The organism is Aminivibrio pyruvatiphilus, assembly GCF_004366815.1.
Lineage (GTDB): Bacteria > Synergistota > Synergistia > Synergistales > Aminobacteriaceae > Aminivibrio > Aminivibrio pyruvatiphilus.
This window is the reverse complement of record NZ_SORI01000004.1, coordinates 89,061-111,484: the sequence shown is the minus strand read 5'-3', so window position 1 is coordinate 111,484 and position 22,424 is coordinate 89,061. Positions and strand designations below refer to the sequence as shown.

Sequence of the window (22,424 nt, the reverse complement as noted above, 5' to 3'; positions counted from 1 at the left end):
TCCCCATTGAGGTTTTTGGACGCAGTCAAAAATTCCCCCGCCTGGAAGTTCGTCCTCTGGCTGCAGCGCGCCCTTCTGGTGCTGAGCAGTCTTTTCGTCGTTCTTATCATGTGCGTGACCGTGCTGCTTCGGTACGTATTCAAGTCGGACCTTTTCGGTATGGAAGAAATCGTGGTCATCGCGGCCTTCTGGCTCTATTTCATGGGAAGCTCCTATGGCGTCTATGACCAGAGCCACGTGAAGGCGGACATTATTCCCCAGCTTCTTCCTCCCAGGGGAAGAGCCCTGCTTGCGGTTGTCATGGACCTGACCATGGCGGCCCTCTGCATTCTGTTCACCGTGTGGGCCGTGGACATGGTGCTGTACAGCATCGAGTGGATGCCCCGGACGACAGGGCTGAGGATACCGGTATTCATTTCCCAGTCGTCGGTGCTCGCCGGCTACGCGCTCATGTCCCTGTATGCCGTGGTCCATTTTTTCGAGGGCCTTTTCAGGTTCTTGTCCGGAGCGCAGCAGAGAACATCCTGAACTGAGTCTGCCCCGGCCAGGCCCCGGAGGGAAAAGGGCGGGCCGCGGCCGAAATCTGGAGGAAACGCCTATGGCAATTACCATTGCACTTTTGCTTATTATCATTACCCTTCTTCTCGGGCTGCCGGTTCCTTTCTGTTTTATGCTTTCCACCACGTTCATGGTGATAACCCACGGCTACGACCCGTCGTTCCTTCTTCCCTACGGGTTCAGCCAGATGAGTTCCATAGTGCTTCTCGCCATCCCGCTGTTTATCATGGTCGGCGGAATGATGGACAGGGGGGGTATCGGCACGTCCCTTGTGAATTTCGTCGATGTGTTCGTCGGGAGGATAAAGGGAGGCCTGGGAGTGGTGGCTGTGGTCTCCTGTGCGGTGTTCGGGTCCATCTCCGGAAGCTGCGCCGCCACCCTTTCGTGCATCGGCTCCATCATGTTTCCCCGCCTCCGCGAAAACGGCTACCCCATGGGGCACAGCGCCGCCCTGGTGTCCTGCGCGGCCCCCCTCGGCCTTCTGATCCCCCCCAGCTCCCAGATGATCCTGTTCGCGTGGGTGGGGCAGCAGTCGGTGCTTGCGTGCTTTCTTGCCACCGTGGGGCCGGGGATCGTGCTCATGATCCTTCTCAGCATTCTTAACCTCATTATGCTCAGGAACGACCCCAACGTAAACGTGGCTCCGAAGATCACCTTCCAGGAAAAGATCGAGCTTCTCGGAAGCCGGGGGAGAAAGGCGGTCCCCGCCCTTTTCATGCCTGTGATCGTGCTCGGCGGCATTTACGGCGGCATCATGACCCCCACCGAGGCGGCCGCTGTTGCCGTTCTGTACTCCATACCCGTGGGATTCCTGATCTACAGGGGGCTGAACCGGAACAACTTTATCGAGGTGATCATCGAGACTGCGACGACCACGGGCGTCGTTATGCTCATGATGTACTGCATCATGATGCTGAGCCGGATTTACGTTCAGGAGCGGCTGCCTGCCATGATCATAGCCTTCCTCACGGCGATTTCCAGCAACAAGTACGTGATCATGCTCATGATCAATATTTTCATGATCATCATCGGAATGATCATGGACGACGTGAGCGCCATGCTGCTGTGCACGCCCATACTGCTTCCCGTGGTGGTGTCCCTCGGGATACACCCGATCCACTTCGCGGCGATCATAGGGACCAACCTGGGACTGGGAAACGTGACTCCGCCCACTGCGCCCACCCTCTATTTCGGCGGGCGGATGGCGAAGACGCCCGTCTCACAGATGATGAAGCCGGCAATGATATTTATAGTGTTTGCCTGGCTTCCCACGCTTCTGGCCGTCACGTACATTCCGGAGCTCGCACTCTGGCTTCCCCGGCTTGTGCTCGGCGGCAGACTATAGGAGGTTTTGTCATGACTGGAATGGAGTACCTGGGGAACAAACCCGTCGCGGTCCTCGGAGGAGGAGCCACGGCCAGGGGCCATGCCGCGTGCACGGCCCTTGCCGGCAGGGAGGTTCGCCTCTATGAGCTTCCCGGCTTTTTCGACGGCCTCGGATGCATAGCGAAGAACAGGGAGATCCGCGTCAGCGGAAAACAGGAAAGCCTGTACGGATTCAAGCGAGAGGGGCTTGCGAAGATCGACGTGGTCACCAGCGACATGAAGAAAGCCGTGGAGGGAGCAGGGATTGTGATCATCAGCTTCCCGGCAGTGGGGTACAGGGCTTTTCTCGAAAAGCTCATCCCCTGCCTGGAGGACGGAATGGTTATCCACTTCACTACGGCGAACTTCGGTTCTCTTCTTTTCCGCAAAATGATGCGGGAAGCGGGATGTGATAAAAAGGTCATCGTGGGGGAGTGGAGCAGCCAGCCCTACGGCATCCGGGTAAAAATGGCCGGAGGGGAACAGATGCCGGAGGTGAGCGTCAACTACTGGGCCATAAGCCTCCGGGGAGCCGCGCTGCCCATGACCGACCAGGACGCCTTTTTCGCGTCAAAGGAGTGTGTGCCTTCCCTGGATTCGGTGGTTCATCCCGTCCGGGGCGATACGATAGCGGACATAGGGTTCAGCAACGTGAACCCCATTCTGCACTGTCCGGGAACCATCCTGGGCGTGGGCGCCATGGAAAACTGGGGTGTGGTCTACGGTGAGAACAAGTACGATTTCTCCATCTACTCCCATGCCTACTGTCCGTCCATTTCGCGGGTGCAGCTTGCCCTGTACCGGGAGGAATGCGCCATTGCGGACGCCATGGGTGTGGGAATCCAGGATTTCCCCGAGAAGGCCTTTTTCTCCCGGTCGAATATTCTCGGGGCCGAGCACATGGGAGAGAAGTTCGAGGTCCCTTTCAATGAGCAGTACACCCTTGCTCTGGGTACGGGACCCTTTACGATCCACAACAGGTACATCACGGAGGATATTCCCGTGGGGTGCCATATTTTCAGCGAACTGGCCAAAAAATTCGGCGTGGATGTGCCGGTAATCGAATCGATGATAACCCTGGCCTCCGTAATGACGGGAACGGATTTCCGGAAAACGGGTGTTACCCTGGAAGATCTCGGAATTGCCCATATGGACAGGCAGATGCTGAATGCCTATCTGAGGGAAGGTGTCTATTCGGAGTGACGTTCCCGGGAAAGGCGAAGAAAATGAACAGATATGAAGACAGCGTACTGTACAGGCTTCTTACCGATCTTGTGAAATTCAGAAGCGTTTCCCCTTCACGGGAAGGGGAAAACAGAATTGCGCGGTTTATCTTCGAAACTCTTTCGGCGCAGCCCTATTTCCGAAGGCACCCTGAAGATGTCCGCCTTCTGCCGCTGGAGAACGATCCTCTCGGCAGACATTTCGTCTTCGCCGTGGTGAGGGCGCAGGAACCCACTGCCGATACGGTGCTGCTGGCCGGGCACATGGACGTGGTGGGGGTTCAGGCATGCGGTTCCCTCGCTCCATTTGCGTTTGATCCGGAGGAATATACGGAGAGGATCCGGGCTGCGGATATTTCCCCGGAGGTACGGAAAGATCTCGAGACCGGGGAGTGGCTCTTCGGGCGGGGCGTCGCCGATATGAAGAGCGGGCTCGCCGGCGGAATGGACCTGGTGATGCGGGCTGCCGGGGATGGCGGCTCTCCCGGGGCGAACATTGCCCTTCTCGCCGTTCCCGACGAGGAGAACAATTCGAGCGGCATGCTGTCCGCAGCGTCTTTCCTGGCCCGTTTCCAGAAAGAAGAAAAGGTGCGGTTCCTGGCCTGCATCATGCTTGAGCCCACATTCGCCGCCGGGGAGGAGGCGAAGCCTTCGATGTACCTGGGGAGCATCGGAAAGATCAATCCTTTTTTCTTCTGCGCGGGAAAAGAGACCCACGTGGGGGAATACTACGAGGGATTCAGTGCCGCCCCGGTCCTCTCCCACATCAACCTCATGCTCGACGGCAGCCCGGAATATGCGGACTCGCGGTTCGGAAGGTCCTATCCTCCCTTCGGATGCATGAGGCAGACGGATCTCCGCCGGGAGTATTCCGCGACCATCATGACCCGCGGTTTCGCGTTTTACAGCTACCTGACGGCAACCCGGCTGCCCGGCCAGATTCTTTCGGAGATGCGGGCCATAGCCGCCGAGGCCCTTGACCGGTCCATCAGCCGGTACAGGAAGAACGCCGAAGCGTTCTCTTCTCTGGACGGATCCGGAAATCCCCCGAAGTCCTGGACCCCTCAGGTGATGGATTTCGAGGACCTGTCGCGGAGGGCGGAGGATTTGCTTGGGAATAATTTCACTCCGTTTGTCGAGGAAACCCTTGCGTCCGCCCCCGAAGACGCCGACGAGCGGGGCCGGGCGATCGAACTGGTAGAGGCCATGGTTGAACTGTGCGGCCTCGCGGGCCCCCTGGTGATCGTAGGCTTCCTTCCGCCGTGGTACCCCCACAGAAGCAGCCTCGGAGATTCAGAGGGCGAGCGCGCTGCCGCATGGGCGGCAGGAGAGACGGTTCGGGAGGCGGAGATCCGTTTTGGTGAAACGCTGCAGCTTCGCCCCTTCTTTGAGGGCGTTTCCGACCTGAGCTACTGCGGCTTTCAGGGACCTGCCCCGGAAATGGATGTTTTCGCACGCAACATGCCGGGCTGGGGGAAGCTGTACAGCCTTCCCACAGAGGCTCTTGCCGAGCTCGACATCCCGGTGCTGAACCTCGGCCCCCTCGGCAGGGATGCCCACAAGAACACCGAGAGAATTCATCTCCGGTATGCCATGGAAGTGTTTCCCCATCTTCTGGAGTTTCTCGTGAAAAGGATCATCGAAAAAAGCCGTACCGGGGTCTGAAGTTTATTCGCCCCGGGCCCGATATCAGTATGCCCCTGCCGGCAGGCGGGGGCATACGTTAATTCTGTTCGTTGTGATAGAGCTTCCGGTGTTCCCTGAACAGGGCGTAGTGTTTTTTGAGCATGTCCGGAATGGGAAGATTGTAGGGGCATTTCGGCAGGCAGGCGCCGCATTCCACGCACCGGGGAATCGTCTCCAGAGCCTTTGTCACGTATCCGCAGGCCACCCGGGGCGACATGCGGGATGCAAGCAGCTGATAGGTCATGCCGAGGGTGATGGAAACGCCGTGGGGGCATGGCTGGCAGTACTCGCACCTGCGGCAGAACTCCTTTCCCAGGGTGTCCGCTATGGATTCCATGGCCCTGCGGTCTTCTTCGCTCACGGTGTTGGGAGATTCGTAGAATGACGACACCTGGTCCACGGATTCCACCGAGTCGCAGCCGGGAATGGGCAGTACGTACGGGTGGGATCTCAGGAACTTGAAGGCGAGGGACGCGTCAGTGATGGCCCCTCCCGCGAAAGGTTTCATGGCGATGAAGGCGAGTCCCGTTTTCTGGGCGAGGGGGAGAAGGGACTCCGCAGCTCCCGTTTCGATGAAATTGAAGGGAAACTGGATGGAGACGAATTCGCCCGTGGAGATGGCCTTCAGAGCCGTGGGGATTCCGTGGGACGTGATGCCGATAAACCGGACCTTCCCCTGCTGCCGGGCCTCCAGGGCGGCGTCGAGGGCCCCGCCGGGAGCGATGATGGCCTGCCAGTCCTTTTCCTGGACAACCTGGTGGAACTGGAAGAGATCTATATAATCGGTTTTCATCCGCTTCAGGCTGAGCTCAATGTGCTCTGTCACGCCTTTTCCGTCCCGTTTTTTGCTCTTCGTGGCGATGAAGATTTTCTCCCGCACGCCGGACAGCGCCGATCCGAATTTCTCTTCGCTTCCCTCATAGGAATTCGCTGTGTCAAAAAAGGTGATTCCCCTGTCATAGGCCCTTTTGAGGACCCGCACCGCATCTTCCGTTGTGAGCCTGATGATGGGGATGCCGCCGAAACCGAGTTCTGAAACGATGGCGCCTGTGCTGCCGAATGGAAGGTAGCGCAAGGATATCAGCTCCTTCATTAAGGACAAGATTTCTTAAGGATACCAGAGATTCGGCTTTTCATTGAGGGGAACCTGTCAGTAAAAGGACACCAACAGGAAAAGGCTCCCCCTGTGCTGCAGGAGGAGCCCTTTTCCCATGGTTCCGGTTCGGTCGGGCTTGTGGCTCCTACCGTCCGCTCCATCGCCTGGTGAGAGCCTTCTCCGCTTCCACCGCAAGGAACACGGCACAGCCGATGGAGAGGGGGATCAGCCAGTGCCGCGCCAGAAGCGGCGCAGAACCGAACCAGGTATTCATGAACGGGGCATAGACAAAAACGAGCTGCAGCACCAGCAGAATCCCCGTAGTCATCCACACTGCGCGGTTCGCGAAAAGCCGCCCTGCCGAAATGCTGGATTCATCAAGGTAGCGGCAGTTGAAGAGGTAGAAGATCTGGCCGAAGACCAGGGTGTTCACTGCGAGAGTCCGTGCGAGATCCAGGGGCATGCCGATCCTTTTTTCGAACAGGAAGACCCCTATGGCGGCTCCTCCCACCAGGAGAGAAACGAAGGCAATCCGCCAGAGAAAATTGCCGCCGAGAATGGAGGCGGCGGGGTCCCTCGGCGGGCGCTTCATGACACCGGGTTCGGCGGGTTCGAAGGCCAGGGCAAGGGCCAGGGTGACCGCCGTGACCATATTCACCCAAAGTATCTGCACCGGCGTGATGGGAAGCACAAGACCGAAGGCCACCGCTGCAAGGATGACAAAAGCTTCGGCGCCGTTCGTGGGAAGAATGAAGATGATCGCCTTCCGGAGGTTGTCGTAAATGGTCCGGCCTTCTTCCACGGCTCTTTCTATGGTGCTGAAGTTATCATCGGCCAGCACGATGTCAGCCGCCTCCTTGGTGGCTTCGGTGCCCTTGATGCCCATGGCGATGCCCACGTCGGCCCGTTTCAGGGCAGGGGCGTCGTTGACGCCGTCTCCCGTCATGGCTACCACTTCTCCGTTCGCCTGGAGGGCCCTGACGAGACGGAGCTTGTGTTCCGGGCTGGTACGGGCGAAGATGTCAACCTCTCTGACAAGCTCCCTGAGCTCTTCATCCGAGGCTTTCTCAAGCTCGTCGCCTGTTGCGGTCCTGCCGCCGTTCCCTATGCCCATTTCCCGTCCTATGGCCGAAGCGGTGCCTGCATGGTCACCTGTAATCATCTTGACCCCTATGCCGGCCGTCCGGCATAGGGCGACCGCCTCGACAGCCTCGGGCCGCGGAGGATCGATGATCCCGGCGAGGCCTATAAACGTCAAGTCCGCTTCTATGTCCCCGTGCTTGAGCCCGTTTTTGCCGTCATCGGCTTCTTTTCGTGCTGCGGCAAGGACCCGCAGGCCCCTGCCGCTGAGTTCTTCAATTTTTGCTTCCCAGAAACGCCTGTCGAGGGGCTCCTTTTTCCCTCCGTCCGCCGCCTGGGTGCCGCACCTGTCCAGGAGACGGTCAGGAGCCCCCTTCACCAGGATCACCGTTTTCCCGTCAGGAGTGCTGTTCAGGGTTGCCATGAACTTGTTTTCCGATTCAAAGGGAATGACGGCCTTCCGTTCATAGGCTGCCGGGTCGAAGCCCGCCTTCGCGGCAAATGTACGGAGGGCGCCTTCCGTGGGTTCTCCCGTCACTTTCCAGAAGCCGTCCTCTTGCGAAATATGGGAGTCGTTGCAGACCGCCATGATCTCCACGAGATCCCGGAGGCCTTCCTCCCCGTCAAGGGCGGCGGGATTCCCATCCAGGGTGATGTGGCCTTCGGGCTGATATCCCGATCCCGAAACGTCGTAGACTGCCCGCCGGACCACGGCATGCTTTACCGTCATTTCGTTTTTTGTCAGGGTTCCCGTCTTGTCGGAGCAGATGACCGTCACTGAACCGAGGGTTTCGACAGCATTCAGCTTCCTGGTGATCGCGTTTCTCGAGGCCATGCGCTGGACCCCGAGGGCAAGGGTTATGGTGAGCACGGCAGGCAGCCCCTCGGGGATGGCAGCCACGGCAAATCCTATGGAGGAAAGAAAAAGTTCCCCCGTGGTGTAATCGTGGAGCATCCTTCCGGCAAACCACATAGCGACGGCCATAACTACGATCACCGCAGAAAGGATCTTTCCGAAGCGGTCCATCTGCCGGGTGAGCGGAGTGGCGAGGGTTTCCACTTCGGAAATCATGGTGCTGATCCTTCCTATCTCGGTTTCTGAGCCTGTGGCTGTGACCACTCCCGTTCCGCGGCCGGCGGTTACCATGGTTCCGGAAAAGGCCATTCCGTGCCTGTCTCCGAGGCCTGCATCCGGCTCCACCGGGTCCTGATTTTTTTCAGCAGGGAGTGATTCTCCGGTAAGAGCCGATTCCTCTATGCTGAGGCTCACAGCCTCAAGAAGGCGGATATCGGCGGGAACCCTGTCCCCTGAACGAAGGCGGACAATATCTCCGGGCACCAGGTTCTCCGCGTTTTCCTCCACCCAGTCGCCTTCCCGGCGGACATGGGCGGAGACGGAGAGCATTTTCCGGATTCCCTCAAGGGCTTTTTCCGCTTTCCCTTCCTGCAGAAAGCCTATTACTGCGTTGATGACCACCACGCCCAGGATGACGCCGGTATCGGTCCAGTGGCGGAGGAGGGCGGTGATAACGGCGGAAGCCAGCAGGACATAGATGAGCGTATCGTGAAAATGTCAGAAAAAACGCTTCAGGAGACCGTCTTTTTCCGGCTCCGGAAGGCGGTTCGGGCCCAGGTCTGCCAGCCTTTCCGAGGCTTCCTTTTTTGAAAGGCCTTCCCGGGAGGACTTCAGTTTTTCCAGAATCTCCTCACCCGGCAGAGAATGGGGCATATCAACCAGAAAACTGCTTTTTTCATTTTTTGTCATGGGGGCTCCTTTTCTTTTCAGGGAAAATAAATGGAACCCCGGAAGCTTCCGGGATTCCATTTATTTTCCCTGGGTTTGATTTGCTAAGCCTTTGCCACTACGGGACAGAAAACCTCTGCCATCTTCTCGAGAGCCGCGTCGATCTCGGCTTTGGTGATGACAAGGGGAGGAGCGAACCGGATGATCCAGTTGTGGGTCTCCTTGCAGAGAAGGCCTTTTTCCTTGAGGGCGGTGGTGTAAATCCTCGCCTTGCCCGCAGATTCGTGAAGCACCACGCCGATGAGAAGGCCTTTTCCCCTGACCAGCTTGATCTTGGGGGAGTTCAAAGCACGGATGCCCTCCATGAAATAGGCTCCAAGTTCTGCGGAGCGTTCAGCCAGCTTTTCCTCGACAAGGACGTCGATGGAAGCGGATGCCACGGCGCAGGCAAGGGGGTTTCCTCCGAAGGTCGAGCCGTGGGTTCCGGGAAGAAACACTCCCAGCACGTCCTTGTCGGCCGCGATGGCAGAAACCGGCATCACCCCGCCGCCCAGGGCCTTGCCCATGATGATGATGTCGGGGTTGATTCCTTCATGCTCGAAGGCAAAGGTTTTTCCGGTGCGGCAGAACCCGGTCTGGATCTCGTCTATCGCAAGCAGGAGGTTGTTCTTCCGGGCGATGGACTCCAGTCCCTTGAGGAATCCATCTCTCGGCACGACCACGCCGGCCTCTCCCTGGATGGGTTCCACGAGAATCCCGACCGTATTTTTATTCACTGCCTTTTCCACCGCTTCGAGGTCGTCGTAGGGTACGATGACGAATCCCGGGGTGAAGGGTCCGTAATTGTCCTTTGCGTCGGGATCGACGGAGAAGGATATGATGGTGACCGTTCTTCCGTGGAAATTGTCGGCGAAGACGATGATCTCGGCCTTGTCCTTTTCAACGCCCTTGACCATGTAGCCCCATTTCCTCATGGTCTTGATGGCCGTTTCGACGGCTTCCGCGCCGGTGTTCATGGGGAGGATCATTTCTTTCCCCGTAAGCGCCGAAAGCTTCTGTGCGAAGAGGGGCCACTTGTCGTTGAAGAATGCCCTCGAGGTGAGCGTGAGGATGTCTGCCTGGTCCTTGAGTGCTTTGATGATCTTCGGATGCCGGTGGCCCTGGTTCACTGCCGAGTATGCCGAGAGCATATCCATGTAACGGCGTCCTTCCGGGTCTTCGACCCAGATGCCTTCAGCCTTTGAAATTACGACTTCCAGCGGATGGTAGTTGTGGGCGCCGTATTCATGCTCCATTTTCATCAGTTCATCTGATGTGTAACGGGTCATCATGTCACCTCTTTCCGAGATTTCGATTCTTCGCTCCTGAAGTTCATTCGTTTTGTTTTTTATGGAAAGCAGTTCATTACGGGAACGAAAAGAATCCTGTACTATTCTCGCCCAAGGAGCCTTTTTTTTCAAGGTATGGATTCAGGGCGGAAAGTACTGACTTCTCAGGGGGAAGAGGGGCGAAAGTGGTGTAGCGGATGTCCTTTTTTGATATACTCATTGAAAAAGGCGTATTGCGCAATTTGTATTCCCTTTGAAAGGAGGGTACAGCTTATAGCGTAAAGGTGTTCTGTGTCCCATATTTTTCTGAAGGGAGTTGGTTTTGCATGAGTAAGATGTCCCGGATACTGGTTTTTTCGGTTCTCTTCGTATTTTTGGCCTCGGCTGCCTTCGCGGCCTTCCCTGAAAGAAGCGTTTCCGTCGTCTGCCCCTGGGGAGCGGGCGGCGGCACTGACAGGCTGACCCGCTTCATGGCGGCTCAGCTCGAAAAGGAGCTCGGCAAGCCTTTTCCCGTCACGAACAAGACGGGCGGGAACGGTGCTGTGGGCCATTCAGCAGGAGCCTTTTCAAAGCCGGATGGATACACGATCACCATGGTGACCCTGGAGCTGGCCACCATGCACTGGATGGGGCTTACCGAGCTCACCTACGCTGATTTCGACTACGTGATCCAGCTGAACCAGGACCCCGCCGGGGTGATGGTGAAAGCGGACGCCCCCTGGAAGAACCTCGGTGACCTTCTGGAAGCGGTGAAGGCAAATCCCGAGAAGTTCAAGTTCTCCGGAACTGCTGCCGGCGGAGTCTGGGACCTTGCAAGGATAGGAATGCTCGACAAGGCCGGAATCCCTGTCAATGCAGTCAGCTGGATCCCCACGACGGGAGCGGCCCCCTCCATCATCGAGCTTCTCGGAGGTCACGTGGAAGTCATCACCTGCAGCCTTCCCGAAGCGGCTTCCCAGATTGCGGCCGGGGAAATACGGCCCCTGGCCATTATGGCCGATAGCCGGGACTCCGCCTTCCCGGATGTTCCGACACTGAAAGAAAGCGGAATCGACTGGTCGGCCGGAACGTGGCGGGGCTTTGCCGTCCCGAAGGGCACGCCTGCCGAAGTAATCGATGTTCTGTACAATGCCATGAAAAAGATTACCGATTCCGATGAATACAAGGAGTTCATGAGCAAGAACGGCTTCGGCGTACTTGTCCGCGGTCCGAAGGAGTTTGCCGAATTCGCCCGACAGCAGGACACTGACCTGAAAAACGTCATGGAGCTGGGCGGATATCTTAAAAAATAGTACCTTTACAAGGGAAAGCACCCCGCCGCATTCCGGCGGGGTGCCCTTTCTTCCGGAGGCTGTCAATGAAAAAAACTCTGAGAATACTCTTCGGCGTATCTTTGGTCCTTGTTTCCCTGTGGGTCATCCGTACCAGTTCCACCTTTCCCGAGGCAGTTTCGGCCGGAAAGAAAATCCCCGGCCCGGCTTTTTTTCCGGTGCTTCTTTCCGTGGTGCTGATCCCGTGCGGGCTTCACCAGGCGGTTTCGGCCCTGAGGTCCGGGACGGAAGCCGCCGGCAGGAGATGGGGTTCCGGAGCGGCCAACGGGGCGATCGTCATTCTGTCCCTTGTCGTGTATGTTCAGCTGATGCAGTGGATGGGATATGCCCTTTCCACCTTTATTTTTTCCATGTTCCTTCTTCTCCGTCTCAGGGTAGGCGTGCTGAAAGCTCTTGCGGTGACAATTATTACGGTGGTTTTTATTCTTCTTGTCTTCGGCCGTCTTTTTCAGATACAGCTCCCTCTCGGAGAGCTGGGAATTCCATGGTAGGAGGGGCCTGAAATGTTCGAGGAAATACTCGCGGTTTTCCGCCCCGCCATACTCTTTCCATGGCTCCTTTCCATGGCCTTCGGCGTCCTTATAGGAGGCACCCCCGGCCTGACGGCCACCATGGGTGTGGCCCTCATCATACCGGTAACCTATTACATGGAACCTCTCGCAGGAATGGCCATGATTCTCGGCGTGTCCTTCACGTCCATATTCACCGGGGACATACCGGCAACCCTGCTTCGAATTCCCGGAACCCCTGCTTCAGGAGCGGCCACACTTGACGGCTACGAACTGACCAAACAGGGCCGCGGCATGGAAGCCCTCTCCCTGGATCTGCTCTGTTCCGCCATAGGAGGTTTCATAGGTATTCTTCTTCTCATGGCGGTCGCTCCTCCGCTGGCAAAGTTTGCCCTTAAATTCACCAATTTCCAGTATTTCTGGCTCGGAATCTTCGGGCTGAGCATGAGCGCCGTTCTGAGCGCAGGAAAGCCCCTCAACGGCGTTTTGTCCGCGACGCTGGGGCTTCTCGTTTCCACCGTCGGAATGGATATCACCACGGGACTCCCGCGGTTTACCGGAGGAAACATGGAACTGCTGGAGGGGATCGGCTTTATTCCCGCCATGGTGGGGCTCTTCGGTCTCTCCGAGGTGCTCAAGAACGTGGGAGACGCAAAGCTCCTCGGAGAAAGCAGCATTCCCGAATTCGGACGCATCTCCCTTTTGGGAACCCTGAAGATCATTCTCAGAAACAAAATGACCGTTTTGAAGGCCTCGCTCCTGGGCACGTGCGTCGGAGCCCTTCCCGGAGCCGGAGCGGACATTGCGGCCTGGGTGGCCTACGGCATGGAGAAAAAGACATCCAAAAATCCGGAGGAATTCGGGAAGGGATCCATAAAGGGAGTCATTGCCCCTACGAGCGCCAACAACGCGGCCCTGGGAGGAACGTGGATTCCGGCCCTTGTTTTCGGTGTACCCGGAGATTCCATTACGGCCATCGTCCTCGGAGCCATGCTCATGTACGGGCTGAGGCCGGGACCGCTCATTTTCCAGGAGAACCTGAAACTCGTTCACGGTATTTTCGCGGTCGGACTGATTTCTCAGCTTTTCCTCATTCCGGTGGGGCTCATAGGAATCCGGGTTTTTGGAAAGATACTGAGAATGCCCCGGAATATCGTCATGGTCATCGTGCTCATCTTCTCCGTCATCGGATCCTACGCCATCAGGAACAGTTTCTTCGACATCTATATCATGGCGGCCTTCGGCGTTGCCGGTTTTTTCTTTGAATACCTCGATATTCCCCTGCCGCCCCTCATTCTCGCCATCATCCTGGGGCCGATGATAGAGGACAATCTCAGGGTCGGGCTCATCAAAACCCACGGAGGGCTCGGTGAATTCATCTTCGACCCGATTTGTCTCACGCTGATTTTTCTCATCCTTTTTGTCTTTTTCGGAGGCCCTGTCATGAAATTCTTCAGGAGGAAAAAAGGGGAGTAGCTTTTCTTTCCCGTTTATGGCGCATGCCCGGGGAAAAGATACCAGGGATAATTCGTTCTGCTGCTCAAGATTCCCTTCGGGGAATCTTTTTTTCTATTTCGTCTCTTCTTTGCATTATTGCATTATCCATAGCATGTGCTATCATGCTAAAGCGTTTGATCAAAACGATTCTATGGAAAAGAATTCCTTCAGGGGTTTTCCATAACTGAAAAGAAAAAGGAGTTTTTGACTGACATGACGGCATTTCTCGAACAATTCTCCCTCGCCGGAAAAACAGCGGTGGTGACCGGTGCGGGCCGCGGCCTTGGGAAAGGGTATTCGCTGGGACTTGCTGCTGCAGGCGCCGCTGTGGTGTGCGCTGATATCGACGGTTCAGCCGCCGGAAAAACAGCGGAGGAGATCCGCCTCTCCGGCGGAAGGGCCGAAGGCATCCGGCTTGACGTGACGAAGCCCGCCGAGGTTCAGGAGTGTTTCCGCTCGGCGGCGGAAAGGCTCGGAAGCCTCGATATCCTTGTGAATAACGCGGGTGTGGAAGAGATCAATGATTTTCTTTCAGTGACGGAGGAACAGTACGACAAGATCATGGCCGTCAACCTCAGGGGCGTTTTTTTCTGCGCCCAGGCGGCGGCCAGGATCATGGCGGAGCAGGGGCGGGGAAAAATAGTGAACATAGGGTCTCTCGGCAGCGCCATCGGCCTTGCGAAATCCGCCGTGTACTGCGGTACCAAGGGCGGAGTGGTGCAGATCACGAAGACCATGGCCATAGAACTGGCACGGTCGAACATCCAGGTGAACGCCATGGGGCCGGGGTACTTCAGGACCCCCATGACCGAGCCCTTCTTCCTTGACCCGGAACACAGGAAGTGGATAGAGGAACGCATTCCGGCCGGTCGGGTGGGCACTGCAGAAGACCTTCTGGGAACGCTCGTGTTTCTCTGCAGTTCGGCCTCGGACTATCTCACCGGGCAGATTATCTATATTGACGGCGGCTGGCTCGCGAGCTGAGCTTCCGGAAGGAGCAGGAAAATGATCGTTTTCAAGGAAGCGGAAATAAGCGGAGCGACGGAAACCGCCTCGGTCGAAAAGACGGTACGGGATATCCTCGATGCCGTCCGGTCGGGAGGCGACGAGGCCGTACGAAATTACACGGAGAAATTTGACGGGTTCCGGCCCGCTTCACTGCGGGTTGAAGAAAAAACTGTCAGGGAAGCCTACGGAAAGGTGGCCCCGGAAACGGTGGAGACCCTGCAGTTTGCGGCCCTGAGAATTCGCGACTTCGCCCTGAAGCAGAGGGAATGCATGAAAGAACTCCGCTGGGAGATATCCCCCGGCGTTGTCCTCGGCCATCGTCTGATTCCGGTGGCTTCGTGCGGATGCTATGTGCCTGCCGGGAGGTACCCTCTTCCGTCGTCGGCACTCATGTCGGCTATTCCGGCTAAGGTGGCGGGGGTGAAGCGAATAGCGGCCTGTTCGCCTGCGAGCAGGGGGCAGGAGGGGATTCACCCTGCCGTCCTCGTGGCCATGGATATTGCCGGCGTTGACGAAATCTACTGCATGGGCGGTGCCCAGGCAGTGGGAGCCCTCGCCTTCGGCACGGAAACCCTGAAACCGGTGGATATTATCGCCGGGCCCGGAAATCGGTATGTTACTGAAGCAAAGCGCCAGGTGAGCGGATCGGTGGGAATTGACATGCTTGCCGGGCCGAGCGAGGTGGTCATCATTGCCGACGGGTCGGCAAACCCCGAATGGGTGGCGGCGGACGCCCTTGCCCGGTGCGAACACGACCCGAACTCGTGGACGGTTATCGTGACCACCAGCAGGGAACTCGCGGAGAAGACGTCCGGAGAGATCCTCAGGCAGGCGGAGATCCTCCCCACGGGAAAACTCGCCCTCGAAGCGTGGAGAAACAACGGAAGGATACTGCTCGCCGATTCCCTTGAGGAAGCAGTGACAATCACCGACGAGATCGCCCCGGAACACCTCCAGGTAATGACTGAAAACAGCGGGGAAACGGCGGAGAAGCTGAATAATTTCGGCTCCCTCTTCATCGGCCCCTATGCCCCCGTAGCCTTCGGGGACTATGTTTCGGGCCCGAACCACATTCTGCCCACCGTCCGCTGCGCACGGTTTTCCAACGGCGTGTACGCGGGAACCTTCATAAAGGTCAGCTCCTACCAGGAGATCTCCCGTGAGGGCGCATATTCCCTGGCAGAAAAATGCGTCTCTTTCGCCGATCTGGAGGGCCTTTTCGGCCACAAGCGGTCTGCGGAGCTTCGAAAAAAAGACGGCGGGTGCGACAGGGAACAGGGATGAAAACACCTGCCCTTACCCTGAACGGGATTTCTAAAATTTATCCCGGAACGGTTGCCCTGGACCGGGTGTCCTTTGAGGTCTATCCCGGTGAAGTTCACGGGCTCATCGGAAAAAACGGGGCGGGGAAGTCCACCCTGGTGGGAATTCTCGCGGGCCTGATTGAACCGACGGAAGGAACGATTTCCCTGGGAGGCCGTTCTTTCCGCACCCTTTCCCGTGTCCGGGCAAAGAGGGAAGGAGTGGCCATCGTTCCCCAGGAACCGGAACTTATCCTGGATCTTTCGGTGGCGGAAAACCTTTTTCTCGGAGAACTTCCATCGAGGAAAGGCCTGCTGGACCGGAAAACGATGCGCACCCTGGCTGAGGAAGTCCTCTCAGCCTACGGAACCGGCATAAACGCCGGCCTACTGGCTGGGGACCTTTCCCTGAGCGAAAGGCAGCTTCTGCTCATACTCAAATCCTGCGTGGTGGAAGATGCACCCATCGTCGTCCTCGACGAGTCTTCCGCACCTCTCAGCGGCAGGGACGCCCTCATCCTCAGGAAGATCGTGGAGGATCTGCGCTCCCGGGGAAAGGCAATTGTTTACATCTCCCACCATATCGACGAGCTGCTTGAAATCTGCGACAGAATGACGGTTCTGCGGGACGGGAAAGCGGTCGCCGTGAGGGAGAGAGCTTCCCTGGACCACGCCTCTCTTTCCGAGCTCATCATAGGAGAGGAATCGTCGCTCACCGGGGGCCGGTCTGAAGACACCCCGACTCCGGGAGAGGAAATTCTCAGGGTGGAAGGGCTTTCCAGGTGGGGGGCCTTCGGGGATATTTCCTTTTCCCTGCGGCGGGGGGAGATCCTGGGGCTTGCTGGTCTCCGGGGAAGCGGAAGGACGGAGCTGCTGAAAGCCCTCGCCGGCATCGACCCCGCCGACGAAGGAGAGATCTTTCTCAGGGGAAACAGTGTTCGTTTCCGTTCGCCGGCGGAAGCTCTCGCCGAAGGAATTGCCTACCTTCCCGAGGAGAGGGAAAAGGAGGGGCTTCTCAGGTCTTTTTCCATACGGGACAATCTCCTTCTCAACAGCTTCGGAAACGTCTGCGGCGGCAGGTTCATCAGCTGGGAAAAGAGCGAGGAGCGGGCACTGGCCGTTTTTAGGGAAGTTCGGGTGAAAGCCTTCTCTATCCACCAGGGAGTGGACGAGCTGTCCGGCGGCAACAGGCAGAAGGTGGTCATCGGGCGGATCATGGCGAACAGCCCGGAAATTTATCTTCTGGACGAACCCACCAGGGGAGTGGACATCGGCGCGAAGAAGGCCATTCTGTCCATTGTGTCCGAAAGAATCAGAAACGGGGCAGGCGTCATCATCACCTCCCCGGGACTGGATGACCTCATTGAAGTATGCGACAGGATTCTCGTCCTCTCGAAGGGCGGCATCTTCCGGGAATATGAGCGGAAGGATTTCAGCGAACACAGGCTGTTCCTCGATATGCAAGGATTCGGACAACAGGAACGGAGAGGTGGAAGAGAATGTCAGGCAGTTTGAAGCTCAGGCTCGCTTTATTGGACAATATTATATGGATGATGCTCATCGCGTTTTTTTCAGTGTGCGCTCTCAGCATACCGGCCTTCGCAACCTGGACCAACCTGGTGAACATTCTCTACCATACGACCATCATGAGCATGCTCGTTCTCGCCCAGGGATTCGTTCTCATGAGCGGAAACCTTGACCTGTCCATAGATGCCGTTCTCGCCTTCGCCCCCGGCGTGGCTGTCCTGATGTCGGTGAAGTGGTTTCCCGGGTTGCTCGGCAGCCCCTGGACAGCCATTGTTCTCACCCTGTCCATCGGTGCCCTGCTCGGGCTTTTCAACGGATTCTGCGTTGCCCGGCTCGGAATGAACGCCTTCATGCAGACCCTTTCTGTCTCCATCATCCTCAGGGGACTGGTGCTGTTCTTCATCCCCCTGTCCATTTTCCCCCTCGACCCGGTGTATTCCTTCATCGGAAAGGCAAGGATCGCCCAGCTCGGCAATATCCCTGCGGCGATACCTGTGACATTTTTCATCTTTTTCATCTTCCACGTGCTGATCAACTACACGGTCTTCGGAAGAAATTATCTCGCCACCGGCGGGAATGCACGGGCGAGTTTCGTCGCCGGAATCAACACGAACAGAATGATCATCCTGGGATTCATGGTGGCGGGAATTCTCTCGGCCATAGCGGGAATGCTGACGGCGGGAAGGCAGGATTCCGTGTCGAACACCATGGGAAACGGAATGACCCTCCTGGCCTTCGCCGGAGCCCTTTTAGGCGGGACGTCCATGTCAGGAGGGAAGGGATCTGCCTTTGGCATGCTGGGAGGGGCGATCTTGCTGGGCATGTTTTCCAACGCCCTGAACCTTCTCGGCGTCAAGGTGACTCTCATCCACGCCGCCCAGGGGACGCTCATCTTTCTCGCGATTCTTGTCGACCGGTTCAGAGTTTCGCTCCGGAGCTCCATGCTGCGGAAAGAACAGATACGAACGCTCCACAGGGAAGAAGACCGGGGAGCGGAATACACAGTCGGAAAACCAAGGGAGGAATCAGTATGAAAAAGTTCTGGCACTCGGTGATGGCGGCAGCATTGGTATTGACGTTCCTGTCCGCGGCAGGGGCATCGGAGAAGAAGCTCACGGTGGGGCTCGTGGTGAAGGAGCCGACCGCCCCCTACATCCAGGCGTTCATGAAGGCTGCCGAGGAAAAGGCCGGGGAGCTTGGCGTCAATCTCCTTATCCGTGACGGTGAAGGCGATTCCATCAAAATCATGGATATTATCGACACATACATGGCCCAGGGAATCGATGCCTTTATCCTGGGAGGTGCGGTGGACCTCCGTGCCCTCGTTCCCGGAATACGGAGGCTCAACGAGGCTAAGATTCCGGTGGCGGCCCTGGATACTTCCCCGGAAGGCGGCATTGTGGACTTTTTCCTGTCCTTCGATCTGGTACAGTCAAGCGCAAAAGCTGCGGAACTCTTCGTCGAGGGGATCAAAAAACGGAACGGCGGAACGGTTCCCGCAGGCGTCGTCCTCGAAATTCTCGGGGATAAGGCGGATATGTTCAGCCATGCCTGCACCGAAGGCTTTGATTCCGTTCTCTCGAAATATCCCCAGCTCGAAATCGCCCAGGGAGAGGGCAAATGGAACAACACGGATTCCCATGCGGTCGTCTCGGATCTTCTGACCAGGTTCGGAAACGGGGTTCTCGGAATTTACGTCCAGACTCCGGACATTATGGGACCGGGCGTGGTCGCGGCCATCGAAGCGGCCGGACTGAACGCGGCGGATTTCGGAATCTCCGGAATCTGCATCGGACCCGAGGGAATCGACCTCATCAAGAAGGGAAAAATGCTCGGGGCGGTTGCCCAGCCGGCGTATGACGCGGCTGCCCTTGCCGTTCAGTATCTTGTGGACAAGCTGAGGGGAAATCCCGTACCGCAAATAGGGGATACGGTTGTGGTCGAAGGAGCTCTGTGGTCTCCGGCAAAGGTCATACGGAATCCCTGGGCGGACGACGGCGCCTTCGTTGTGCTCCAGGGCCCCCTCGTTCCCCAGGAGGTCAGCCCCGATGATCCGAGACTCTGGGAGAATATGCTGACAAAGTAGCATGATGGAGTATAATGGGTAAAATTTTTCTGGAGGTGTATTTATGATGACCCGCAAAAGAGTGACGAGGGCAGTAGTTCTGATTTCCGCGTTTCTTGTTGTGCTCGCAGTCTCGGGAATGGCCCTGGCAGGGCCGAGACTGGACAGGATCATGGAGACGAAAGTGCTCAGGGTGGGCACCCCCGGCGATTACCGCCCCTTTTCCATGCTGGACAAGGCATCGGGGAGATATGAAGGGCACGATGTGGAGCTTGCGGAGCTTCTTGCCTCCGAACTCGGCGTCGCGGTGGAGTTTGTCCCCACCACGTGGCCGAAGCTTATGGAGGATTATCTTGCCGGATCCTTCGATATCGCCGTGGGTGGAATCACCAGGAGCCTTGCCCGGATGCTGAAGGGGGATTTCCTGCCGCCCTACGCTCCCAACGGAAAAGTCGCCATTATCCGGAAGGCGGACAGGGAAAAGTTTTCTTCCCTGGAAGCGATGGATGTCCCTGAAACGACGGTCATTGTGAACCCTGGCGGAACGAACGAGAAGTTTGTCCAGGCCAATTTCAAAAACGCCAAAGTCGTGGTTCACCAGAGCAACGCCGAAATACCCGCCATGATCGCGGAAGGCAAGGGCGATGTGATGATCACCGAAGTCTACGAGGCCGTGGTGTATTCACGGAAGGACGAAAGACTCTACGGCGCCTTCACCGACAAGCCTCTGACAAAAATCAGTTTTATGGGATTCTTTATCCAGAAGGATGATCCCGATTTCCTGCGGGTGATGCAGTATCTCTGGAACGATGCAAAGCTTCGGGGAGACCTTGACAGGCTCTTCGAAAAGTGGCTGAAGTAGGTTCAGACCGCAACGGAGCAAAACGGGGAAGCGGATACGCCGCTTCCCCGTTTTTTTTATGGGACTTTCCCGTGCTGGCACAAAGAAAAACTCCGTGCTATAATTTCCGGGTTCCATACCCCGCAGCCGTCTGCGGGGAATCCAGTCCCGTGCGGCGGAAACCTCCGAACCCTGTCAGGCCCGGAAGGGAGCAGCAGTAAGGAGAATTTTCCGGGTGCCACGGGGAAACTGGGTTTCCCGCAGACGGCTGCGCTTATTCGTCCCCTTCCGGAGAATGTGCCCTGGCGGCGGGAGAAATTTCGATAAGCGCTTCGATGAGCTTCTCAAGGTTGTCAAAATCAGGGGCTTTTGCCTCATGGACGCATTTTTGAAGGTAGTTCTTCAGTATTTCTATGCAGGCTCTCTGCATGGCCTTTCTGGCGGCGGAAAGCTGGAGGAGAACGTCGTAGCAGGGTTTTTCCTCGATGATCATCCTCTGGATACCGCGAAGCTGTCCCTCGACGCGGCGGAGCCTGTTCAGCATGGCCTTCCTGTCCTGAGGCAGGTTTTCCAGCCGCTCGATAAGTGAGTCTTTTGCCATTTCTCAATGCCCCCAGTCGTTTGTTTTTCTTGTTGAAATACGGGGTATATCGTACTTCTTCCGCAGTTGCCGGTCAACTGCGGGTTGTGGTATACTCTTTCGGTCCTCATCACACACACAAACTGATGGGGCCGGGGGTTGCTGTGCCCTGAAAGCATGGTCCCGGTTCCAGGTGACGTTTGTGGAGGGAAAAATATTTTTTACAGGAGGGGTTATTGTGGCAGTAGTCAGTATGAAGCAGCTTTTGGAGTGCGGCGTTCATTTCGGTCATCAGACCCGCAGGTGGAACCCGAAGATGAAGCCTTTCATCTTCACGGAGCGGAACGGAGTGTACATCATCGACCTCCAGAAGACGGTCAGGGGCCTGGAAAAAGCCTATGACTACATCAGGGAAGTCGCCAAGAACAACGGTTCCGTTCTTTTCGTCGGAACCAAGCGACAGGCCCAGGACACCATCCGGGAAGAGGCCGAGAGAAGCGGCCAGTTTTACATCAACCAGCGCTGGCTCGGCGGACTGATGACCAATTTCCCGACGATCAGGAAACGTGTGGCCCGCATGGTGGAGCTTCGCAAGATGGAGGACGAGGGAAACTGGGCAGATCTTCCCAAGAAGGAAGTTGCCCTTCTGAGGAAAGAACTCGGCAAACTCGAAAAATACCTCAAGGGAATCACCAACATGAAGGCCATCCCCGACGCAATCTTCCTCATCGATCCCCGCAGGGAGGAAAACGCAGTCCTCGAGGCCCGGAAACTCGGAATCCCTGTCATTGCCATTGTGGACACGAACTGTGATCCCGAAGTCATTGACTTCCCCATCCCCGGAAACGACGATGCCATCAGGGCCATCAAGCTCATCGCCGGTCTTATGGCCGACGCGTTCATCGAGGGACGGCAGGGCGAGGACGCGGGCGTCAAGATGATCTCCTCCGAAGACGGGGAGCCCGTCGATGTTTCCTCCGACAACATCATTGAAGTCAAGGAACGTCTTCACGAAGTGTACGACGATTCCGAGGAAGAAGCTTAAGCCATAAAGGGAGGCAATAAATATGGAAATTAGCGCCGGAGCTGTTAAGGAACTCCGCGATAGAACAGGTGCTGGAATGATGGACTGCAAGCACGCCCTTGCCGAGACCGGCGGGAACGTGGAAAAGGCCATCGATTACCTTCGTGAAAAAGGGCTCGCAAAGGCGGCAAAAAAGGCTTCCAGAACAGCGTCCGACGGAAGGGTGTTTTCCTATATCCATACGAACGGAAAACTCGGTGCCCTTGTCGAACTGAACTGTGAGACCGACTTCGTCGCCAAGACGGACGAATTCCAGAATCTCGGCCACGAGCTGTGCATGCATATTGCTGCGGCCGCTCCCCAGTTCCTCACCTCCGAGGAAGTGACCGGCGACGTGCTGGAGCGCGAGCGTGAAATCTACCGGCAGCAGGCCCTTGAAGAGGGCAAGCCCGCCAATATCGTCGACAAGATCGCCGACGGAAAGATCAACAAGTTCTACGAAGTAAACTGCCTGATGGACCAGGCCTGGATCCGCGACGGCGACAAGAAGATAAAGGACGTCGTCATGGAAACCATCGCCAAGCTCGGCGAGAATATCGTCGTAAGACGGTTCGCCCGCTTCAACATAGGCGAGTAGGTAAAGAAGCGAAAGGCGGGGCGA

Annotated in this window: 20 protein-coding genes and 1 other RNA gene; 16 read left to right on the top strand and 5 right to left on the bottom strand. The window is 57.1% G+C overall.

The window, feature by feature from the left end; genetic code table 11:
- Positions 1-6: 6 nt before the first annotated feature.
- From C8D99_RS04700 to C8D99_RS04685, 4 genes are all read left to right on the top strand, one after another.
- Positions 7-528: a TRAP transporter small permease gene (locus C8D99_RS04700; protein WP_133956924.1), complete on the top strand. Its 522-nt coding sequence runs from the start codon at positions 7-9 to the stop codon at positions 526-528.
- 70 nt (positions 529-598) lie between these two features.
- Positions 599-1,903 (top strand): TRAP transporter large permease, encoded by a 1,305-nt coding sequence (locus tag C8D99_RS04695; protein ID WP_133956922.1) that lies wholly within the window; start codon positions 599-601, stop codon positions 1,901-1,903.
- Between the two features lie 11 nt (positions 1,904-1,914).
- Positions 1,915-3,126, top strand: a complete 1,212-nt coding sequence (locus C8D99_RS04690) for an NAD/NADP octopine/nopaline dehydrogenase family protein (protein ID WP_133956920.1) — start codon at positions 1,915-1,917, stop codon at positions 3,124-3,126.
- Positions 3,127-3,149: 23 nt separating this feature from the next.
- Positions 3,150-4,811, top strand: a complete 1,662-nt coding sequence (locus tag C8D99_RS04685) for a M20/M25/M40 family metallo-hydrolase (protein ID WP_133956918.1) — start codon at positions 3,150-3,152, stop codon at positions 4,809-4,811.
- Positions 4,812-4,869: 58 nt separating this feature from the next.
- On the opposite strand, the gene C8D99_RS04680 is transcribed toward C8D99_RS04685, so the two are convergent.
- The 4 genes from C8D99_RS04680 to rocD form a co-directional block, all read right to left on the bottom strand.
- Complete coding sequence (locus C8D99_RS04680) at positions 4,870-5,907, bottom strand: aldo/keto reductase (RefSeq protein WP_133956916.1); 1,038 nt, start codon at positions 5,905-5,907, stop codon at positions 4,870-4,872.
- Between the two features lie 166 nt (positions 5,908-6,073).
- The gene (locus C8D99_RS04675; RefSeq protein ID WP_208321080.1) at positions 6,074-8,488 is read right to left on the bottom strand and encodes a cation-transporting P-type ATPase; all 2,415 of its coding nucleotides are present in this window, start codon (positions 8,486-8,488) and stop codon (positions 6,074-6,076) included.
- A gap of 93 nt (positions 8,489-8,581) precedes the next feature.
- Positions 8,582-8,773, bottom strand: coding sequence for a cation-transporting P-type ATPase (locus tag C8D99_RS15375; protein WP_208321079.1), 192 nt, complete (start codon positions 8,771-8,773; stop codon positions 8,582-8,584).
- An 83-nt stretch (positions 8,774-8,856) separates the two neighbouring features.
- The gene (gene rocD, locus C8D99_RS04670) at positions 8,857-10,080 is read right to left on the bottom strand and encodes an ornithine--oxo-acid transaminase (RefSeq protein WP_133956914.1); all 1,224 of its coding nucleotides are present in this window, start codon (positions 10,078-10,080) and stop codon (positions 8,857-8,859) included.
- 326 nt (positions 10,081-10,406) lie between these two features.
- Between rocD and C8D99_RS04665 the strand changes: the two genes are divergently transcribed.
- From C8D99_RS04665 to ffs, 10 genes are all read left to right on the top strand, one after another.
- Positions 10,407-11,372 (top strand): tripartite tricarboxylate transporter substrate binding protein, encoded by a 966-nt coding sequence (locus C8D99_RS04665; protein WP_208321078.1) that lies wholly within the window; start codon positions 10,407-10,409, stop codon positions 11,370-11,372.
- A gap of 65 nt (positions 11,373-11,437) precedes the next feature.
- The gene (locus C8D99_RS04660; protein WP_133956912.1) at positions 11,438-11,902 is read left to right on the top strand and encodes a tripartite tricarboxylate transporter TctB family protein; all 465 of its coding nucleotides are present in this window, start codon (positions 11,438-11,440) and stop codon (positions 11,900-11,902) included.
- Between the two features lie 12 nt (positions 11,903-11,914).
- Positions 11,915-13,396 carry a tripartite tricarboxylate transporter permease gene (locus C8D99_RS04655; protein WP_133956910.1) on the top strand — a complete coding sequence of 494 codons (1,482 nt, stop codon included), beginning with the start codon at positions 11,915-11,917 and terminating at the stop codon, positions 13,394-13,396.
- 234 nt (positions 13,397-13,630) lie between these two features.
- The gene (locus C8D99_RS04650) at positions 13,631-14,401 is read left to right on the top strand and encodes an SDR family NAD(P)-dependent oxidoreductase (protein WP_133956908.1); all 771 of its coding nucleotides are present in this window, start codon (positions 13,631-13,633) and stop codon (positions 14,399-14,401) included.
- A gap of 21 nt (positions 14,402-14,422) precedes the next feature.
- Positions 14,423-15,709 carry a histidinol dehydrogenase gene (hisD, locus tag C8D99_RS04645; RefSeq protein ID WP_133956906.1) on the top strand — a complete coding sequence of 429 codons (1,287 nt, stop codon included), beginning with the start codon at positions 14,423-14,425 and terminating at the stop codon, positions 15,707-15,709.
- The gene (locus C8D99_RS04640) at positions 15,706-17,241 is read left to right on the top strand and encodes a sugar ABC transporter ATP-binding protein (protein ID WP_133956904.1); all 1,536 of its coding nucleotides are present in this window, start codon (positions 15,706-15,708) and stop codon (positions 17,239-17,241) included. Before hisD ends, C8D99_RS04640 begins: the two co-directional genes overlap by 4 nt.
- Entirely contained in the window at positions 17,226-18,287 is a 1,062-nt protein-coding gene (locus C8D99_RS04635) for an ABC transporter permease (protein ID WP_133956902.1), read from the top strand. The genes C8D99_RS04640 and C8D99_RS04635 overlap by 16 nt, the downstream gene beginning before the upstream one ends.
- Positions 18,284-19,339, top strand: a complete 1,056-nt coding sequence (locus tag C8D99_RS04630) for a sugar ABC transporter substrate-binding protein (protein ID WP_133956900.1) — start codon at positions 18,284-18,286, stop codon at positions 19,337-19,339. The genes C8D99_RS04635 and C8D99_RS04630 overlap by 4 nt, the downstream gene beginning before the upstream one ends.
- Positions 19,340-19,382: 43 nt before the next feature.
- Positions 19,383-20,180: a transporter substrate-binding domain-containing protein gene (locus tag C8D99_RS04625; protein WP_133956898.1), complete on the top strand. Its 798-nt coding sequence runs from the start codon at positions 19,383-19,385 to the stop codon at positions 20,178-20,180.
- Positions 20,181-20,318: 138 nt separating this feature from the next.
- Positions 20,319-20,418, top strand: an RNA gene (gene ffs, locus C8D99_RS04620) — signal recognition particle sRNA small type.
- A 15-nt stretch (positions 20,419-20,433) separates the two neighbouring features.
- Here ffs and C8D99_RS04615 read toward each other — a convergent pair.
- Positions 20,434-20,760 (bottom strand): metal-sensitive transcriptional regulator, encoded by a 327-nt coding sequence (locus C8D99_RS04615; protein ID WP_133956896.1) that lies wholly within the window; start codon positions 20,758-20,760, stop codon positions 20,434-20,436.
- A gap of 217 nt (positions 20,761-20,977) precedes the next feature.
- Between C8D99_RS04615 and rpsB the strand changes: the two genes are divergently transcribed.
- Together rpsB and tsf are read left to right on the top strand one after the other, a co-directional pair.
- Entirely contained in the window at positions 20,978-21,784 is an 807-nt protein-coding gene (gene rpsB / locus C8D99_RS04610; RefSeq protein ID WP_133956894.1) for a 30S ribosomal protein S2, read from the top strand.
- 22 nt (positions 21,785-21,806) lie between these two features.
- Positions 21,807-22,400 (top strand): translation elongation factor Ts, encoded by a 594-nt coding sequence (tsf, locus tag C8D99_RS04605; RefSeq protein WP_133956892.1) that lies wholly within the window; start codon positions 21,807-21,809, stop codon positions 22,398-22,400.
- The last annotated feature ends 24 nt before the right edge of the window (positions 22,401-22,424 follow it).

Coding starts and splice junctions, on each gene's coding strand:
- C8D99_RS04665 (WP_208321078.1), top strand. CDS start 10,407: ATGAGTAAGATGTCCCGGATACTGGTTTTTTCGGTTCTCTTCGTATTT.
- hisD (WP_133956906.1), top strand. CDS start 14,423: ATGATCGTTTTCAAGGAAGCGGAAATAAGCGGAGCGACGGAAACCGCC.
- C8D99_RS04655 (WP_133956910.1), top strand. CDS start 11,915: ATGTTCGAGGAAATACTCGCGGTTTTCCGCCCCGCCATACTCTTTCCA.
- C8D99_RS04690 (WP_133956920.1), top strand. CDS start 1,915: ATGACTGGAATGGAGTACCTGGGGAACAAACCCGTCGCGGTCCTCGGA.
- C8D99_RS04660 (WP_133956912.1), top strand. CDS start 11,438: ATGAAAAAAACTCTGAGAATACTCTTCGGCGTATCTTTGGTCCTTGTT.
- C8D99_RS04635 (WP_133956902.1), top strand. CDS start 17,226: ATGTCAGGCAGTTTGAAGCTCAGGCTCGCTTTATTGGACAATATTATA.
- C8D99_RS04640 (WP_133956904.1), top strand. CDS start 15,706: ATGAAAACACCTGCCCTTACCCTGAACGGGATTTCTAAAATTTATCCC.
- C8D99_RS04685 (WP_133956918.1), top strand. CDS start 3,150: ATGAACAGATATGAAGACAGCGTACTGTACAGGCTTCTTACCGATCTT.
- C8D99_RS04625 (WP_133956898.1), top strand. CDS start 19,383: ATGATGACCCGCAAAAGAGTGACGAGGGCAGTAGTTCTGATTTCCGCG.
- tsf (WP_133956892.1), top strand. CDS start 21,807: ATGGAAATTAGCGCCGGAGCTGTTAAGGAACTCCGCGATAGAACAGGT.
- C8D99_RS04630 (WP_133956900.1), top strand. CDS start 18,284: ATGAAAAAGTTCTGGCACTCGGTGATGGCGGCAGCATTGGTATTGACG.
- C8D99_RS04695 (WP_133956922.1), top strand. CDS start 599: ATGGCAATTACCATTGCACTTTTGCTTATTATCATTACCCTTCTTCTC.
- rocD (WP_133956914.1), bottom strand. CDS start 10,080: ATGACCCGTTACACATCAGATGAACTGATGAAAATGGAGCATGAATAC.
- C8D99_RS04615 (WP_133956896.1), bottom strand. CDS start 20,760: ATGGCAAAAGACTCACTTATCGAGCGGCTGGAAAACCTGCCTCAGGAC.
- C8D99_RS15375 (WP_208321079.1), bottom strand. CDS start 8,773: ATGACAAAAAATGAAAAAAGCAGTTTTCTGGTTGATATGCCCCATTCT.
- C8D99_RS04650 (WP_133956908.1), top strand. CDS start 13,631: ATGACGGCATTTCTCGAACAATTCTCCCTCGCCGGAAAAACAGCGGTG.